We start from the raw sequence: 15,757 nt of genomic DNA, 5'->3' as shown, positions 1-15,757 counted from the left end.
CAGCCCTAGCCTTTGCTGATGGTGTTGCCCGAGCCGAGGTTGTCGACCTTGGGGGCGCCGTCCTTGTAGGTGACGGTGTTGTTGAACCCCACCACGCTGATGCGCGTGTCGACCTTGTCGAAGGTGATCTTGTTGTTGGCGCCGCCGATGGTCACCGTCGCGCAGGTGCCGGTGACGGTCAGCGTGTTGTCGGAGCCACCGACGTTGAGTGACTTGCCGTCGGCGCAATCGAGGGTGGCCGTGGTCCCCATCGACCCGTAGTTCAGCGAGTTCCCGATCTCGATGGAGGCGGTCGTGCTCGCCCCGCCCGAGCTCGTCGGCGCGGCCGCGCCGCTCGTCGTGGTGGCGGTGCTCTTCGTCGTGGTCGTCGTTGCCCCCCCGGGCGGATTGGCCGTCGAACTGCACCCCGCCAGCACTAGGGCCGCGGCGGCCGGCGCCAAGGCGAGCGCGGCCAGCCTGGACGAGCGGTCGGTGATGTGGTCACGCATCGATCCTCGATTCCGGAGTTGAATTCTGCCGTGCCTCAGCCCGGCACCTGCTGGAGCCGGTTGGTCATGCCCAGTTCGCGTCCGCGGTCCCAGAGGACCGGCGAACCGCCGTGAAAAAAGACGGTCTCGTCGTAGCCGTACACGGTGATGTCGTGGGTGACCGAGTCCGCGATGACGGTGTTGCCCGACCCCATGACCGTGACCGCCCAGCAGTTTCCCTTGGCGTTGATGATGTTCGCGGTGCCGTTGACGATCAGGGTGGCGTCGTTGCAGTCCAGAGTCTGCTCGACGCCCTGCCCGGTGATATGGGTGTCGCCGTTCTTGGCGTGCGCGTCCGGCGCCGGAGCGGCGGGGGCGGCTGCGACGACGGCACAGGTGACCAGCGGCCCCGCGACGGTTAACCAGTTCACTGCACGCCCCCTTTTAAAGACGGGTGAATCCGCTCGAATGAGCCTACGAGTTTCCCGGCCGCCGTCAACTAGAGTCATTAGTCAACCCACCCGGGATCAATCGAAGGGCGATCGCCATGGCAGCTCCGGAACCGCCGCCGGCGGCTGGGCGCCAGCGCGCCGCGAAGTCGGGCTCCCGCCCGGCCAAACTGAGCCGCGACGGCATCGTCGACGGCGCGCTGACCTTTCTGGACCGGGAGGGCTGGGACTCGCTGACCATCAACGCGCTGGCCACGCAGCTGGGCACCAAGGGGCCGTCGCTGTACAACCACGTGGACAGCCTGGAGGACCTGCGTCGCGCGGTGCGGATCCGGGTCATCGACGACATCATCACCATGCTGAACCGCGTCGGCGAGGGGCGCGCCCGCGACGACGCCGTGCTCGTGATGGCCGCCGCCTACCGCAGCTACGCGCATCACCACCCCGGTCGGTACTCGGCCTTCACGCGGATGCCGCTGGGCGGCGACGACCCCGAGTACGCGGCCGCCACCCGGGGCGCCGCCGCCCCGGTGATCGCCGTGCTGAGGTCCTACGGTCTGGACGGCGTCGAGGCCTTCCACGCCGCGCTGGAGTTCTGGTCCGCGATGCACGGCTTCGTGTTGCTGGAGATGACCGGCGTCATGGACGACATCGACACCGACGCGCTGTTCTCCGACATGGTGTTGCGGCTGGCCCGCGGTTTGGAGGGGCTGGAAAGGCGCTCCGCGCACCAGCGGGCCGCACCGGATTAAGCCGCTTTGACCTGCGAGACCGGCGGCGGGTATTGTGGTAGCTCGTGCCTGGCGGCTTGCGGCGCCTGACGTAAGGAAGCGGATGCCGGGCTAATTCGCATGTCCACGACGCATCGGATCGAACTCCGTGCTGAGCGCTTGCGACACACCCGGCCGCGGGGTACACGAGTTAGTCCGGGGCGGGGGAAAACTGCAGTACACAGACTTAATAGCCGAGCCAGAACGCACACTTCAACACAGAAAGCCTCGTAGATGCCAACCATTCAGCAGCTGGTCCGCAAGGGTCGTCGGGACAAGATCGGAAAGGTCAAGACCGCGGCTCTGAAGGGCAGCCCGCAGCGCCGTGGCGTATGCACCCGCGTGTACACCACCACCCCGAAGAAGCCGAACTCGGCACTTCGGAAGGTCGCGCGCGTCAAGCTGACGAGTCAGGTCGAGGTCACGGCGTACATCCCCGGCGAGGGTCACAACCTGCAGGAGCACTCGATGGTGCTGGTGCGTGGTGGCCGGGTTAAGGACCTGCCGGGTGTCCGGTACAAGATAATCCGCGGTTCGCTCGACACCCAGGGCGTCAAGAACCGCAAGCAGGCTCGTAGCCGCTACGGCGCCAAGAAGGAGAAGAGCTGATGCCGCGCAAGGGGCCCGCACCCAAGCGTCCGCTGGTCAACGATCCGGTCTACGGGTCGCAGCTGGTCACCCAGTTGGTGAACAAAGTTCTGCTGAAGGGGAAGAAATCGCTCGCCGAGCGCATTGTTTATGGAGCGCTCGAACAAGCCCGCGAAAAGACCGGCACGGATCCCGTGATCACTCTCAAGCGCGCACTGGACAACGTCAAGCCCGCCCTCGAGGTGCGCAGTCGCCGCGTCGGTGGCGCCACCTACCAGGTGCCCGTCGAGGTGCGCCCGGACCGGTCCACCACGCTGGCTCTGCGCTGGCTTGTCAGCTTCTCGCGGCAGCGCCGTGAGAAGACCATGATCGAGCGGCTGGCAAACGAACTCCTGGATGCCAGCAACGGCCTCGGGGCCTCCGTCAAGCGGCGTGAGGACACCCACAAGATGGCCGAGGCAAACCGCGCCTTCGCGCATTATCGCTGGTAGAAGCGCCACCGGCATAGTGGCCGGGCGCAACTAGACAGCAACCAAGCAATCGAAAGAGTGGGAAGACTTCTGTGGCACAGAAGGACGTGCTGACCGACCTCACCAAGGTCCGCAACATCGGCATCATGGCGCACATCGACGCCGGCAAGACGACGACGACGGAGCGCATCCTCTACTACACCGGTATCAGCTACAAGATCGGTGAGGTGCACGACGGCGCCGCGACCATGGACTGGATGGAGCAGGAGCAGGAGCGCGGGATCACCATCACCTCCGCGGCCACCACCTGCTTCTGGAACGGCAACCAGATCAACATCATCGATACGCCCGGCCACGTCGACTTCACCGTCGAGGTGGAGCGCAGCCTGCGCGTGCTCGACGGCGCCGTAGCCGTCTTCGACGGCAAGGAGGGCGTCGAGCCGCAGTCCGAGCAGGTCTGGCGGCAGGCCGACAAGTACGACGTGCCCCGCATCTGCTTCGTCAACAAGATGGACAAGATCGGCGCCGACTTCTACTTCTCCGTGCGCACCATGGAGGAGCGCCTCGGCGCCAACGTCATCCCGATCCAGCTGCCTGTCGGCTCGGAGGGTGACTTCGAGGGCGTCGTCGACCTGGTCGAGATGAAGGCCAAGGTGTGGCGCGGCGAGACCAAGCTCGGCGAGACCTACGACACCATCGACATCCCGGCCGAGCTGGCGGAGAAGGCCGACGAGTACCGCACCAAGCTGCTCGAGGCCGTCGCCGAGACCGACGAGGCGCTGCTGGAGAAGTACCTCGGCGGCGAGGAGCTGTCGGTCGCGGAGATCAAGGGTGCGCTGCGCAAGCTCACCATCAGCTCCGAGGCCTACCTGGTGCTGTGCGGCAGCGCGTTCAAGAACAAGGGCGTGCAGCCCATGCTCGACGCCGTGATCGACTACCTGCCCTCGCCGCTGGACGTGCCGCCGGCCGTCGGGCACGCGCCGGGCAAGGAGGACGAGGAGGTCGTGCGCAACCCGTCGACCGACGAACCCTTCTCGGCGCTGGCGTTCAAGGTCGCCACGCACCCCTTCTTCGGCAAGCTCACCTACGTCCGGGTGTACTCGGGCAAGGTCGATTCCGGCAGCCAGGTTATCAACGCCACCAAGGGCAAGAAGGAGCGGCTGGGCAAGCTGTTCCAGATGCACTCCAACAAGGAGAACCCGGTGGAGACCGCCTCGGCCGGGCACATCTACGCGGTGATCGGGCTGAAGGACACCACCACCGGCGACACCCTGAGCGACCCGAACCACCAGATCGTGCTGGAGTCGATGACGTTCCCCGACCCGGTGATCGAGGTGGCCATCGAGCCCAAGACCAAGAGCGACCAGGAGAAGCTGTCCCTGTCGATCCAGAAGCTCGCCGAGGAGGACCCGACCTTCAAGGTGCACCAGGACGTCGAGACCGGCCAGACCGTGATCGGCGGCATGGGCGAGCTGCACCTGGACATCCTCGTGGACCGCATGCGCCGCGAATTCAAGGTCGAGGCCAACGTCGGCAAGCCGCAGGTGGCGTACAAGGAGACCATCCGCCGGGTGGTGGACAAGGTCGAGTACACCCACAAGAAGCAGACCGGTGGCTCCGGCCAGTTCGCGAAGGTGCTGATCAGCATCGAGCCGTTCCACGGCGAGGACGGCGCGACCTACGAGTTCGAGAACAAGGTCACCGGTGGGCGCATCCCGCGCGAATACATTCCGTCGGTCGACGCCGGCGCGCAGGACGCCATGCAGTACGGCGTGCTGGCCGGCTACCCGCTGGTGAACCTCAAGGTCACCCTGCTCGACGGCGCCTTCCACGAGGTCGACTCGTCGGAGATGGCGTTCAAGATCGCCGGCTCGCAGGTGCTGAAAAAGGCTGCGGCGCAAGCGCAGCCGGTGATTCTGGAACCGATCATGGCCGTCGAGGTCACCACGCCCGAGGACTACATGGGCGACGTGATCGGCGACCTGAACTCCCGCCGTGGCCAGATCCAGGCCATGGAGGAGCGGGCGGGTGCGCGCGTCGTGAAGGCGCACGTGCCGCTGTCGGAGATGTTCGGCTACGTCGGCGACCTGCGGTCCAAGACTCAAGGCCGGGCGAACTACTCCATGGTGTTCGACTCGTACGCCGAGGTTCCGGCGAACGTGTCGAAGGAGATCATCGCGAAGGCGACGGGCCAGTGAGGCCGAGCAATCAGCTTTAGCGCTTGCGAGTAAGCTGGCCCGGTTAACACCGCGGCCGAAACCCAGAAAATCAACACTGCTTAACAAAGCACCAACAAGTCGGAGGACATAACAGTGGCGAAGGCGAAGTTCCAGCGGACCAAGCCCCACGTCAACATCGGGACCATTGGTCACGTTGACCACGGCAAGACCACCCTGACCGCGGCTATCACCAAGGTCCTGCACGACAAGTATCCGGACCTGAACGAGTCGAAGGCGTTCGACCAGATCGACAACGCGCCCGAGGAGCGTCAGCGCGGTATCACGATCAACATCGCGCACGTCGAATACCAGACCGAGAAGCGCCACTACGCGCACGTCGACGCCCCGGGCCACGCCGACTACATCAAGAACATGATCACCGGCGCCGCCCAGATGGACGGCGCGATCCTGGTGGTCGCCGCGACCGACGGCCCGATGCCGCAGACCCGCGAGCACGTGCTGTTGGCCCGCCAGGTCGGCGTGCCCTACATCCTGGTCGCGCTGAACAAGGCCGACGCCGTCGACGACGAGGAGCTGCTCGAGCTCGTCGAGCTGGAGGTCCGCGAGCTGCTGGCCGCCCAGGAGTTCGACGAGGACGCCCCGGTGGTGCGGGTATCAGCGCTCAAGGCGCTCGAGGGCGACGCCAAGTGGGTCGAGTCCGTCGAGGAGCTGATGAACGCCGTCGACGAGTCGATCCCGGACCCGGTCCGCGAGACCGACAAGCCGTTCCTGATGCCCGTCGAGGACGTCTTCACCATCACCGGCCGCGGCACCGTGGTCACCGGTCGTGTGGAGCGCGGCGTGGTCAACGTGAACGAGGAAGTCGAGATCGTCGGCATCCGCCCGACCACCACCAAGACCACCGTCACCGGTGTGGAGATGTTCCGCAAGCTGCTCGACCAGGGTCAGGCCGGCGACAACGTCGGTCTGCTGCTGCGTGGTATCAAGCGCGAGGACGTCGAGCGCGGCCAGGTCGTGACCAAGCCCGGCACCACCACGCCGCACACCGAGTTCGAGGGCCAGGTCTACATCCTGTCCAAGGACGAGGGCGGCCGGCACACGCCGTTCTTCAACAACTACCGCCCGCAGTTCTACTTCCGCACGACGGACGTGACCGGTGTGGTGACGCTGCCGGAGGGCACCGAGATGGTGATGCCCGGTGACAACACCAACATCACGGTCAAGCTGATCCAGCCCGTCGCCATGGACGAGGGCCTGCGGTTCGCGATCCGCGAGGGTGGCCGCACCGTCGGCGCCGGCCGGGTCGTCAAGATCATCAAGTAAATCGCTGTCACACGAGGCCCGGGCCGCCGATAAGGGCAGCCCGGGCTTCGTGCGTTTTTGGGCCGCGCAATTGGCCAAACTGGAGGCGGGCCGCGCGGGTTAATATAGGTTCAGCTTATTGCGTCCGTGTCAAATGGCCGGGCGATTATTGCTTTCGTCGCTGACGTGCCCAGGAGGTTCGGATGTCGTTCGTTTTCGCGACGCCCGAGTACCTGGCTGGAGCGGCATCCGACCTGGCGAACATCGGGTCCACCATCAGCTCCGCCAACGCGGCCGCGTTGGGCCCCACTTCGGGGGTCCTGGCCGCCGGCGCCGACGAGGTCTCGGCGGGCATCGCCGCGCTGTTCGACGCCCATTCGCAGGTCTATCAGGCGCTCAGCGCCCAGGCGGCGCTGTTCCACCAGGAGTTTGTCAACCTGATGAGCAGCGGCGGGGTGCAGTACGCGCTCGCCGAGGCCACGAACGCGTCGCCGCTGCAGACCGTGGAGCAAGGCGCGATGAGCGTGGTCAGCGCCCCCGCCCAGGCCGCGGCGATGGCCGTCCAGGCGGGCACCGGCGCCGCCGGGGCCCCGACCGCCGCCGCCAGCGTCGCGCCCGGAGCCTTCGGCGCGGGCGGTAGCGGCGTGGCCGGCCAGCTGATCAGCAGCGTCGGCGCCGACCCCGCCGCCGCGCCCGTCGGCACCGCGGGATCGTTCAGTCCCGGCGGGGCCGGCCTCACGGGCAGCCTGGTCGCGGGCCAAAACTTCGGCGGCGTCCCCGCGGCCGGTGGAAGCGGTGCGCTGGCCGAGTCCGGCGCCGCCGTGGAGGCCGCCGGCGCCGAAGACCTCGGTATCGGGGAGGCGGCCGCGGCCGCTTCGCCGATCACCCCGCTGGCGGGGCTGCCCACGACGGCATCCGCCGCCCCTGCCGCGGCGGTACGACCCGGCACGCCGGCCTACTCTCCCGCACCGGCCGGGGCGTCCGAGCCCGCCGAGGAGTGACGGGCGCTCGCTTTGCGAGCGTGGCGCTGGCGGCAGCGTTAATCTGACACGGACTTCCCAGCGAGGCGAGGAGAGACACGTGTTGGCGCGCTACCTGAAGGCACAGTTGATCGTTTTGCTGTGCGGCGGCCTGGTCGGGCCGATCTTTTTGGTCGTCTACTTCACCATGGGCTTCGGTGACCTGCTGTCGTGGATGCTCTACGTCGGCCTGCTGATCACCGTCGCCGACGTGGTGATCGCCATCGCGCTGGCCAACTTCGGGGCGAAGTCGTCCGCCAAGAACGCGGAGCTCGAGCAGACCGGCGTGCTGGCGCTCGCCCAGATCACCGGGCTGACCGAGACGGGGACGTGGATCAACAACCAGCAAGTGGTCAAGGTGCACCTGCACATCTCCGGGCCGGGGTTCCTGCCGTTCGACAGCGAGGACCGCGTCATCGCCCACCTCACCCGGCTCGGCAACCTCAACGCCCGCAAGGTGGTGGTCCTGGTCAACCCCACCACGCAGGAATACCGCATCGACTGGGAGCGCAGCGCCCTGGTCAACGGGCTGGTGCCCGCGCAGTTCACCCTGAGCGAGGACAACCGGACCTACGACCTCAGCGGGCAGGCCGGCCCGCTGATGGAGATCCTGCAGATCCTCAAGGCCAACAACGTCCCGCTCAACCAGGCGGGCGACCTGCGGTCCAATCCGGTCCTGCGTCAGCAGATCTCGGCCGTGGTGCGCCGGGCGGCCGAGCAACAGGCCCCGGCCCCCCAGCCCGCCGCGGCCGGCGGTCCCGCACCCGGCGCCACGCCCCAGCAACCGTCGATCGCGCAGCGGCTCCAAGAGCTGGAGACGCTGCGTGCCAGCGGCGCGCTGACCGACCAGGAGTACAACAGCCGGCGGGCCCAGATCATCTCCGAAATCTGAATCCGGGCCGCATTAGAACACGTTTCAGTTCCGCTGCTAGCCTGTCTTCGTGGCTGCACAGGTTGGATCACTGCAAGGACGGGTGGCATTCGTTACCGGCGCCGCGCGGGCGCAGGGCCGGTCGCACGCGGTGCGGCTCGCCCGGGAGGGCGCGGACATCATCGCGCTCGACATCTGCGCGCGGGCTTCGGACACCCTGACCTACACGCCGGCGACGCCGGAGGATCTCAGCGAGACCGTCCGCCTGGTCGAAGCCGAGGGCCGCAAGGTGCTGGCCCGCGAGGTCGACATCCGGGACGACGCCGCGGTGCGTCAACTGGTGGCCGATGGTGTCGAACAATTCGGGCGGCTCGACGTCCTGGTCGCCAACGCCGGGGTGCTCGGCTGGGGCCGGGTCTGGGAACTCACCGACGAGCAGTGGGACACCGTGATCGGGATCAACCTGACCGGCACCTGGCGCACCCTGCGCGCCGCGATTCCCGCGATGATCGAGGCCGGCAACGGCGGTTCCATCGTCGTCGTCAGCTCGGCGGCCGGCCTGAAGGCGACGCCCGGCAACGGCCATTACGCCGCCAGCAAATTCGGGCTCACCGGCCTGACCAACACCCTGGCGATCGAACTCGGCGAATACGGCATCCGGGTCAACTCCATCCACCCCTACTCGGTCGAAACCCCGATGATCGAGCCCGAGGCGATGATGGAAATCTTTGCCAAGCACCCCCGCTACGTGCACAGCTTCCCGCCAATGCCGATGCAGTACAAGGGATTCATGACGCCGGACGAGGTGTCTGACGTCGTCGTCTGGTTGGCCGGTGCCGGCTCGGGCACACTGTCGGGCACGCAGGTCCCCGTCGACAAGGGCGCGTTGAAGTACTGACCGGCCACCGTGGTATGAACTCCACGTGACTGAAAAGGGCATCGTGATCGTCGGCGGCGGATTGGCCGCCGCCCGGACCGCCGAGCAACTGCGCCGGTCCGAATACGCCGGCCGCATCACGATCGTCAGCGACGAGGTGCACCTGCCCTACGACCGCCCGCCGCTGTCCAAGGAGGTGCTGCGCAAAGAGGTCGACGACGTGGCCCTCAAACCGCGCGAGTGGTACGACGAGAAAGACATCACTCTGCGCCTTGGTGAAGCGGCCACCGCGCTGGACACGGCAAAGCAGACGGTGACGCTGTCCGACGGAACCGCGCTCGGCTACGACGAACTCGTCATCGCCACCGGGCTGGTGCCCCGGCGCATTCCGGCGTTCCCCGATCTGGACGGCATTCGGGTGCTGCGCTCGTTCGACGAGAGCATGGCGTTGCGCGAGCACGCGTCCGCCGCGCAGCGCGCCGTCGTCGTCGGCGCCGGCTTCATCGGCTGCGAGGTGGCGGCCAGCCTGCGCAGCCTGGGCGTGGACGTGGTGCTGGTCGAACCTCAGCCGACGCCGCTGGCGGCGATCCTCGGCGAGCAGATCGGGCAGCTGGTGGCGCGGCTGCATCGCGACGAGGGCGTCGACGTGCGCCTCGGGCTCGGGGTGGCGGAGGTTCGCGGCGAGGGCCACGTCGACACCGTGGTGCTGACCGACGGGACGGAGCTCGCCGCCGACCTGGTCGTGGTCGGCATCGGATCGCGGCCGGCGACCGAGTGGCTCGAGGGCAGCGGCGTCGACGTCGACAACGGAGTCATCTGCGACGAGGCCGGGCGCACCAGCGCACCGAACGTGTGGGCCCTGGGCGACGTCGCCTCCTGGCGCGACACGACGGGACACCAAGCGCGCGTGGAACATTGGAGCAACGTTGCCGACCAGGCCCGCGTGGTGGTGCCCGCGATGCTCGGACAGGACGTGCCGTCGGCCGTGGTGGTGCCGTATTTCTGGAGCGACCAGTACGACGTCAAGATCCAATGCCTGGGGGAGCCCGAGGCCACCGACACCGTCCACCTCGTCGAGGACGACGGCCGCAAGTTCCTGGCCTATTACGAGCGGGATGGGGTGCTGGTCGGCGTGGTGGGCGGCGGGATGCCGGGCAAGGTCATGAAGGTCCGCGCCAAGATCGCCGCCGCCGCGCCCATCTCCGAGGTGCTGGGCTGACGCCCGGCGAGCGCGCCCGGATGGCGAAAGTCGCGATGCTCGACGACTACGCCGGTGTGGCCCTTGACCTCGCCGACTGGACACCGGTTCGGACCCGTTGTGAACTAACGGTTTTCGACCGCCACCTGTCCGAGGCCGAGGCCGCCGACGCGTTGCGGCCCTTCGACGTGATCTGCACCCTGCGCGAGCGGATGGCGCTGCCGCGCACGCTCATCGAGCGGCTGCCTAACCTCAAGCTGATCACCATCGTCGGCCGGAGCCTGCCCAACCTGGACATGGCCGCGGCCACCGAGCGCGGGGTGCTGGTCGCCCACTCGGATTTCGCCAACCCGCGATTCTCCTCGGTTCGCGACGCGACCCCGGAACTGGCCTGGGGCCTGTTGATCGCGACGGTGCGCAATCTGGCCGAGGAACATCGGCGGATGCGCGACGGGGGATGGCAGTCGACCACCGGTATGACCTTGGCCGGCAAGACGCTTGGGCTGCTCGGGTTGGGCCGGACCGGCAAGCGCATGGCCGAGTACGCGAAAGTCTTTGGCATGCAAGTGATTGCGTGGAGCCAGAATCTCAGCGACGAGGCCGCCGCAGCGTCCGGCGCCCGCCGGGTCGAGAAGGCCGCCCTGTTCGCCGAGTCCGACGTGGTCTCGATCCACCTGGTGCTCGCCGAGCGCACCCGCGGGCTGGTCGGCCGGCCCGAGCTGGCCCTGATGAAGCCGCATGCCTACCTGATCAACACCTCGCGCGGCCCCATCGTGGACGAGGCCGCGCTGATCGACGCGCTGCAGACCGGTCGCATCGCCGGCGCCGGGCTCGACGTCTACGACACCGAGCCGCCGCCGCCCGACCATCCGTTGCGGGCGCTCGCGAACGTGACGCTGTCTCCCCACCTCGGCTACGTCACCCGCGAAATGCTCAGCGCCTTCTACGAAGACACCGTCGAGGCCGTCGTCGCCTGGCTGGACGGGGCGCCCGTCCGGATCGCGAACCCCGAGGCTCAGAACTAACCCAGCGAAACCTGCAGCCAGTTCACCGGCGGGCCGTGTGGATGGCACTCGGCGAGGACCGCGAACTCGCCACCCGGCCAGCTGCGGGCCCGCACCAAAAACCGGATCGGCGCGCCGGGCCCGTCCCGCGTTGGCTCCAGCGTCAGGTGCGCGAACGGGGACCGGGCGTCGGCCTGCCCGCCGAGCGCCTCGATCCCGTCGCGGACCGCGGCGCGCTCGTCGTCGGACAGGTACTGCCAGGTGATCGAATGCCACAGCACGGTCAGCGCGCCGGCGGCGAGGGTCAGGCCGGCGACGGCCTCGGCCGCCGTGCGGCGCTCGAGTCGCGCCGGGACGTTCCGGGCGACGGCGATGGCACCGCGCAGCCGGCGCAACCGGTCGTCCTGGTCGGGCCAGACGTAGCTCAACACGGTCACCTCCCCGTCGGCGCCGGTGACGTCGATGGGCGCGTTGTCGTAGCCGTTTCGCTCGACGACGCGCACGCGGCCGTCGGGCGGCAGGGCGCCGCGCCACGCGTCGTCGATAGTGACCGGCGAGTCGGGCGGCCCCCACCGGCCGGCCTGGTGGCGGTAGTGGTAATGGTCGGCGCGCATGTTCAGCCCCGCGCTCGATCCGATCTCGAAAAGCCTTATCGGCAAACCCAATCCGTGGTTGAGCAGCAGCAGGCCACCGATCAGCGCGGCGGATCGGCCTACCTCGTTGGTCTGCGGCGGCTGATGGAGCGCGGCGCGCAACGGGTCGGCATGCTCCGCCACGGTGCGCAGGATTTCGGGCCACGCGCTCGCCGCGTCCCAGACGCCGCCGGTGCTGGGATACCAGCGCCGCAACTGCGGCGCCCGGCCGTCGAGCACCAACCGGTGCAGCCCGCCGAGCAGCCGAAGCGGCACCGCGTGGCGCGACGGTGCGTCCTCGTGCCCGGACAGGATGGTCGCGAAGACGCCGCCCGCCTCGACGTCGCCGGCCACCAGCTCGAAGAGCTCCCCATACATCGGGGAGCCGGAGCCCGCGCAGAACCGGCCCTGCGAGCGCAGCATGTGCAGCAGGTGCTCGGTGCCCCCGCTCATCGGTCCAGCCTTTCCAGCCCGGCTCCGACGACGTCGAACGCGTCGCCGAGCGCGGCCGGCAGCGGGACGGATTCGTCGGAGAGCCAGTGCTCGTAGGCGCTCAACGCCACCCCGAGCATCGTCCAGGCGACGGTCTGCGGCAGCGGGTCGGTCGTCTTGACCCCCAACCGGTGGGCCACGAATCCCGCCATCACCTCGCGCCAGCCGGCATACATGGTCATCGAATAGGCCTGCAGCTCCGCGGTTTCCAGGATGACCCGCATGCGCTGGCGGTGGCGGACCGTCTCGCATTCGTCGAAGGTGTTGAACGCCAACAGCGCCCCGCGCAGCGCCTCGTCGAGGGGCACCCGCGAATCGACGTTGTCGAGCAGCTCCCGCAGGTGCGCGAGGTGGGCGTCGAAGTCGCCCCACAGGATCGCGTTCTTGGACGCGTAATAGCGGAACAGCGTGCGGCGGGCGATGCCGGCCGCGTGCGCGACGTCGTCGACGCTCACCTCGGCGAACCCCCGGGCGGCGAACAGGTCGAGGGCGACGTCGGTGATGTGCCCCGGTGTCGTCGAACGGCGTCGGCCCACCCGCGGCTGCGGCATGTTCAGACCCGCCCTTCCATTGCGGCACTCGATGCCATATTGTGTCCAGAACGATCCATCCTTGTCGAGTCCCAACGGGAGGAAAAGTTTCATGGAGCACGAAAACCAGACCGAGACCGAGCTCGTCACCGAGACCCTCGTGGAAGAGGTGTCCATCGACGGGATGTGCGGGGTCTACTGATCCGCGTGTTCGACCCCGATCGCGGCTGGCGGCTGCATCCGCAGGTGGCGGTGCGGCCGGAGCCGTTCGGCGCGCTGCTGTATCACTTCGGCACCCGCAAGCTGTCCTTCCTGAAGAACCGCACCATCCTCACGGTGGTGCGGTCGCTGGCCGACCATCCCGACGTCCGGTCGGCCTGTCGCGCCGCGGGCGTGGACGACCCGGGGCAGGAGCCTTACCTGCACGCGCTGGGTGTGTTGGCGGATTCAAAGATGTTGGTACTTCAGGAGGCTCAATGACCGTCACGGTTCCGCGGCTGATCGAGCAGTTCGAGCGCGGGCTGGACGCCCCGATCTGCCTGACCTGGGAGCTGACCTACGCGTGCAACCTGGCCTGCGTGCACTGCCTCTCGTCATCGGGCAAGCGCGACCCGCGCGAGCTGTCCACCCGCCAGTGCATGGACATCATCGACGAGCTGGAACGCATGCAGGTGTTCTACGTCAACATCGGCGGCGGCGAACCCACCGTGCGGCCCGACTTCTGGGAGCTCGTCGACTACGCGACCGCGCACCACGTCGGCGTGAAGTTCTCCACCAACGGCGTCCGGATCACCCCGCAGGTCGCGGCGCGCCTGGCGGCCAGTGACTACGTCGACGTCCAGATCTCGCTCGACGGCGCCACCGCGGAGGTCAACGACGCCGTCCGCGGCGCCGGCTCGTTCGCGATGGCGGTGCGGGCGCTGGAGAATCTCGCGGCCGCCGGCTTCAAGGATGCGAAGATCTCGGTCGTCGTGACCCGGCACAACGTCGACCAGCTCGACGAATTCGCCGCGCTGGCAAGCCGTTACGGCGCCACCCTGAGGATCACCCGGCTCCGGCCCTCGGGCCGGGGCGCCGACGTGTGGGAAGAGCTGCACCCCACCGCCGCCCAGCAGGTCCAGCTCTACGACTGGCTGGTCGCCAAGGGGGAGCGGGTGCTCACCGGTGACTCCTTCTTCCACCTCGCGCCGCTCGGCTCCTCCGGCGCCCTGGCCGGTTTGAACATGTGCGGCGCCGGCCGGGTGGTGTGCCTGATCGACCCCGTGGGCGACGTCTACGCCTGCCCGTTCGCCATCCACGACCGCTTCCTGGCCGGAAACATCCTGTCCGACGGGGGATTTGACAACGTCTGGAAGAACGCGCCGCTGTTTCGTGAACTCCGCGAACCGCAGTCGGCGGGGGCCTGCGGCAGCTGTGGGCACTACGACAGCTGCCGGGGCGGCTGCATGGCGGCCAAGTTCTTCACCGGCCTGCCGATGGACGGGCCCGACCCCGAATGCGTCCAAGGCCACAGCGAGCAGGCGCTGTCGCGCGACCGCAGCACACCGCGGCCCCGCGGCGACCATTCCCGGAAGACCAGCGGGCCAGTACTTCTGACACTGTCGCGACCGCCGGCGCGCCTCTGCAACGAAAGCCCCGTATAGCCATGGCCGACCAATGGTTCGAAACGGTCGCCATCGCTCAGCAGCGCGCGAAGCGGCGGCTGCCGAAATCCGTTTATTCGGCGCTGCTTGCGGGCAGCGAAAAGGGAATCACCGTCGCGGGCAACGTCGAAGCGTTTAGCGAACTCGGATTCGCGCCCCACGTCGTCGGCGCGCCGGAAAAACGCGACCAATCGACTACCGTTATGGGACAGGATATTTCGTTTCCGGTGGTCATTTCGCCGACCGGCGTCCAAGCCGTCGATCCGGACGGCGAGGTGGCCGTCGCGCGGGCGGCCGCGGCGCGAGGAACGGCGATGGGGCTGTCCTCGTTCGCCAGCAAGCCGATCGAAGAGGTCATCGCCGCCAACCCCAAACTCTTCTTCCAGGTGTACTGGCTCGGCGGGCGCGACGCCATCGCCGAGCGCGTGGAACGCGCGCGCCAGGCCGGCGCGGTTGGTTTGATCGTCACCACCGACTGGTCGTTCTCGCACGGGCGCGACTGGGGCAGTCCGAAGATCCCCGAAGAGATGAACCTGCGGACCATCCTGCGGCAGTCTCCGGAGGCGGTCTTCAAGCCCCGTTGGCTGTGGAAGTACGGCAAGACGCTGCGCCCGCCGGACCTGCGGGTGCCGAACCAGGCGCGCCGCGGCGAGCCCGGTCCGCCGTTCTTCGCCGCATACGGGGAGTGGATGGGCACCCCGCCGCCGACCTGGGACGACATCGCCTGGCTGCGCGAGCTGTGGGGCGGACCGTTCATGCTCAAGGGCGTGATGCGCGTCGACGACGCCAAAAGGGCTGTGGACGCCGGTGTTTCGGCGATTTCCGTGTCGAATCACGGCGGCAACAACCTGGACGGCACGCCGGCGTCGATCCGCGCCCTGCCCGCCGTCGCCGCAGCGGTCGGGGACCACGTCGAGGTGCTGCTCGACGGCGGCATCCGCCGCGGCAGCGATGTCGTCAAGGCGGTAGCGCTCGGGGCGCGCGCGGTGATGATCGGCCGGGCGTACCTGTGGGGCCTCGCGGCCGGCGGCCAGGCCGGCGTGGAGAACGTCCTCGACATCTTGCGCGGCGGGATCGACTCGGCGCTGATGGGTCTGGGGCGCTCCTCGGTGCACGACCTCAGCCCGGACGACCTCTTGGTGCCGGCCGGCTTCACCCGGGCGCTCGGGGTGCCGCCCGCCTAAACCTGGGCACGTCGGGCCTTTTTCCCAAGATTGAGCATGAGCCGTTTTCACCAGCAGCGCGAAATGGTCCTCTAGCGTGAA

General features: G+C 68.2%; 18 protein-coding genes. 14 read left to right on the top strand and 4 right to left on the bottom strand.

All coding sequences use genetic code 11. The annotated features are described in order from the left end of the window. Positions 1 to 5: 5 nt before the first annotated feature. Both AC5Y5E_RS04495 and AC5Y5E_RS04490 read right to left on the bottom strand, forming a co-directional pair. Positions 6 to 488, bottom strand: a complete 483-nt coding sequence (locus tag AC5Y5E_RS04495; RefSeq protein WP_499901729.1) for a DUF3060 domain-containing protein — start codon at positions 486 to 488, stop codon at positions 6 to 8. A 35-nt stretch (positions 489 to 523) separates the two neighbouring features. Continuing rightward, on the bottom strand, positions 524 to 898 hold the full coding sequence (locus AC5Y5E_RS04490; protein ID WP_499901728.1) for a DUF3060 domain-containing protein: 375 nt from the start codon (positions 896 to 898) through the stop codon (positions 524 to 526). Positions 899 to 1,014: 116 nt separating this feature from the next. Between AC5Y5E_RS04490 and AC5Y5E_RS04485 the strand changes: the two genes are divergently transcribed. From AC5Y5E_RS04485 to AC5Y5E_RS04440, 10 genes are all read left to right on the top strand, one after another. Then, on the top strand, positions 1,015 to 1,668 hold the full coding sequence (locus AC5Y5E_RS04485; RefSeq protein WP_499901727.1) for a TetR/AcrR family transcriptional regulator: 654 nt from the start codon (positions 1,015 to 1,017) through the stop codon (positions 1,666 to 1,668). Between the two features lie 252 nt (positions 1,669 to 1,920). Beyond that, positions 1,921 to 2,295 carry a 30S ribosomal protein S12 gene (rpsL, locus tag AC5Y5E_RS04480; protein ID WP_003879423.1) on the top strand — a complete coding sequence of 125 codons (375 nt, stop codon included), beginning with the start codon at positions 1,921 to 1,923 and terminating at the stop codon, positions 2,293 to 2,295. Beyond that, entirely contained in the window at positions 2,295 to 2,765 is a 471-nt protein-coding gene (gene rpsG, locus AC5Y5E_RS04475; RefSeq protein WP_067012878.1) for a 30S ribosomal protein S7, read from the top strand. The genes rpsL and rpsG overlap by 1 nt, the downstream gene beginning before the upstream one ends. A 71-nt stretch (positions 2,766 to 2,836) precedes the next feature. Beyond that, positions 2,837 to 4,942: an elongation factor G gene (gene fusA, locus AC5Y5E_RS04470; RefSeq protein ID WP_499901726.1), complete on the top strand. Its 2,106-nt coding sequence runs from the start codon at positions 2,837 to 2,839 to the stop codon at positions 4,940 to 4,942. Positions 4,943 to 5,056: 114 nt separating this feature from the next. After that, positions 5,057 to 6,247 carry an elongation factor Tu gene (gene tuf, locus AC5Y5E_RS04465; RefSeq protein ID WP_499879125.1) on the top strand — a complete coding sequence of 397 codons (1,191 nt, stop codon included), beginning with the start codon at positions 5,057 to 5,059 and terminating at the stop codon, positions 6,245 to 6,247. Positions 6,248 to 6,429: 182 nt separating this feature from the next. Then, a complete protein-coding gene (locus AC5Y5E_RS04460; protein WP_499901725.1) occupies positions 6,430 to 7,227 on the top strand; it encodes a PE family protein in 798 nt (265 codons plus the stop codon). A gap of 79 nt (positions 7,228 to 7,306) precedes the next feature. Then, complete coding sequence (locus AC5Y5E_RS04455; RefSeq protein WP_499901724.1) at positions 7,307 to 8,137, top strand: SHOCT domain-containing protein; 831 nt, start codon at positions 7,307 to 7,309, stop codon at positions 8,135 to 8,137. A gap of 49 nt (positions 8,138 to 8,186) precedes the next feature. Then, positions 8,187 to 9,014: a mycofactocin-coupled SDR family oxidoreductase gene (locus AC5Y5E_RS04450; protein ID WP_499901723.1), complete on the top strand. Its 828-nt coding sequence runs from the start codon at positions 8,187 to 8,189 to the stop codon at positions 9,012 to 9,014. Between the two features lie 25 nt (positions 9,015 to 9,039). Next, a complete protein-coding gene (locus AC5Y5E_RS04445; RefSeq protein ID WP_499901722.1) occupies positions 9,040 to 10,212 on the top strand; it encodes an NAD(P)/FAD-dependent oxidoreductase in 1,173 nt (390 codons plus the stop codon). A gap of 20 nt (positions 10,213 to 10,232) precedes the next feature. Next, positions 10,233 to 11,216: a D-2-hydroxyacid dehydrogenase family protein gene (locus AC5Y5E_RS04440; RefSeq protein WP_499901721.1), complete on the top strand. Its 984-nt coding sequence runs from the start codon at positions 10,233 to 10,235 to the stop codon at positions 11,214 to 11,216. Here the strand turns inward: AC5Y5E_RS04440 and AC5Y5E_RS04435 are convergent. Beyond that, positions 11,213 to 12,280 carry a DUF2332 domain-containing protein gene (locus tag AC5Y5E_RS04435; protein WP_499901720.1) on the bottom strand — a complete coding sequence of 356 codons (1,068 nt, stop codon included), beginning with the start codon at positions 12,278 to 12,280 and terminating at the stop codon, positions 11,213 to 11,215. The two genes, AC5Y5E_RS04440 and AC5Y5E_RS04435, sit on opposite strands and share 4 nt — an antisense overlap. Further along, positions 12,277 to 12,870: a mycofactocin system transcriptional regulator MftR gene (mftR, locus tag AC5Y5E_RS04430; protein WP_499901719.1), complete on the bottom strand. Its 594-nt coding sequence runs from the start codon at positions 12,868 to 12,870 to the stop codon at positions 12,277 to 12,279. The genes AC5Y5E_RS04435 and mftR overlap by 4 nt, the downstream gene beginning before the upstream one ends. A gap of 91 nt (positions 12,871 to 12,961) precedes the next feature. Between mftR and mftA the strand changes: the two genes are divergently transcribed. From mftA to mftD, 4 genes are read left to right on the top strand one after another with little or no spacing between them, the layout of a single operon-like run. Continuing rightward, entirely contained in the window at positions 12,962 to 13,051 is a 90-nt protein-coding gene (gene mftA, locus AC5Y5E_RS04425; protein WP_499901718.1) for a mycofactocin precursor MftA, read from the top strand. Between the two features lie 5 nt (positions 13,052 to 13,056). Beyond that, on the top strand, positions 13,057 to 13,329 hold the full coding sequence (gene mftB, locus AC5Y5E_RS04420) for a mycofactocin biosynthesis chaperone MftB (RefSeq protein WP_499879134.1): 273 nt from the start codon (positions 13,057 to 13,059) through the stop codon (positions 13,327 to 13,329). Continuing rightward, positions 13,326 to 14,492: a mycofactocin radical SAM maturase gene (gene mftC / locus AC5Y5E_RS04415; protein ID WP_499901717.1), complete on the top strand. Its 1,167-nt coding sequence runs from the start codon at positions 13,326 to 13,328 to the stop codon at positions 14,490 to 14,492. Before mftB ends, mftC begins: the two co-directional genes overlap by 4 nt. Before the next feature lie 2 nt (positions 14,493 to 14,494). Next, entirely contained in the window at positions 14,495 to 15,676 is a 1,182-nt protein-coding gene (gene mftD, locus AC5Y5E_RS04410; RefSeq protein ID WP_499901716.1) for a pre-mycofactocin synthase MftD, read from the top strand. The last annotated feature ends 81 nt before the right edge of the window (positions 15,677 to 15,757 follow it).

It is taken from the genome of Mycobacterium sp. NGS54, assembly GCF_059812465.1.
Note: the sequence above shows the minus strand (reverse complement) of the source record. Positions and strands in the feature narration are given on the sequence as shown.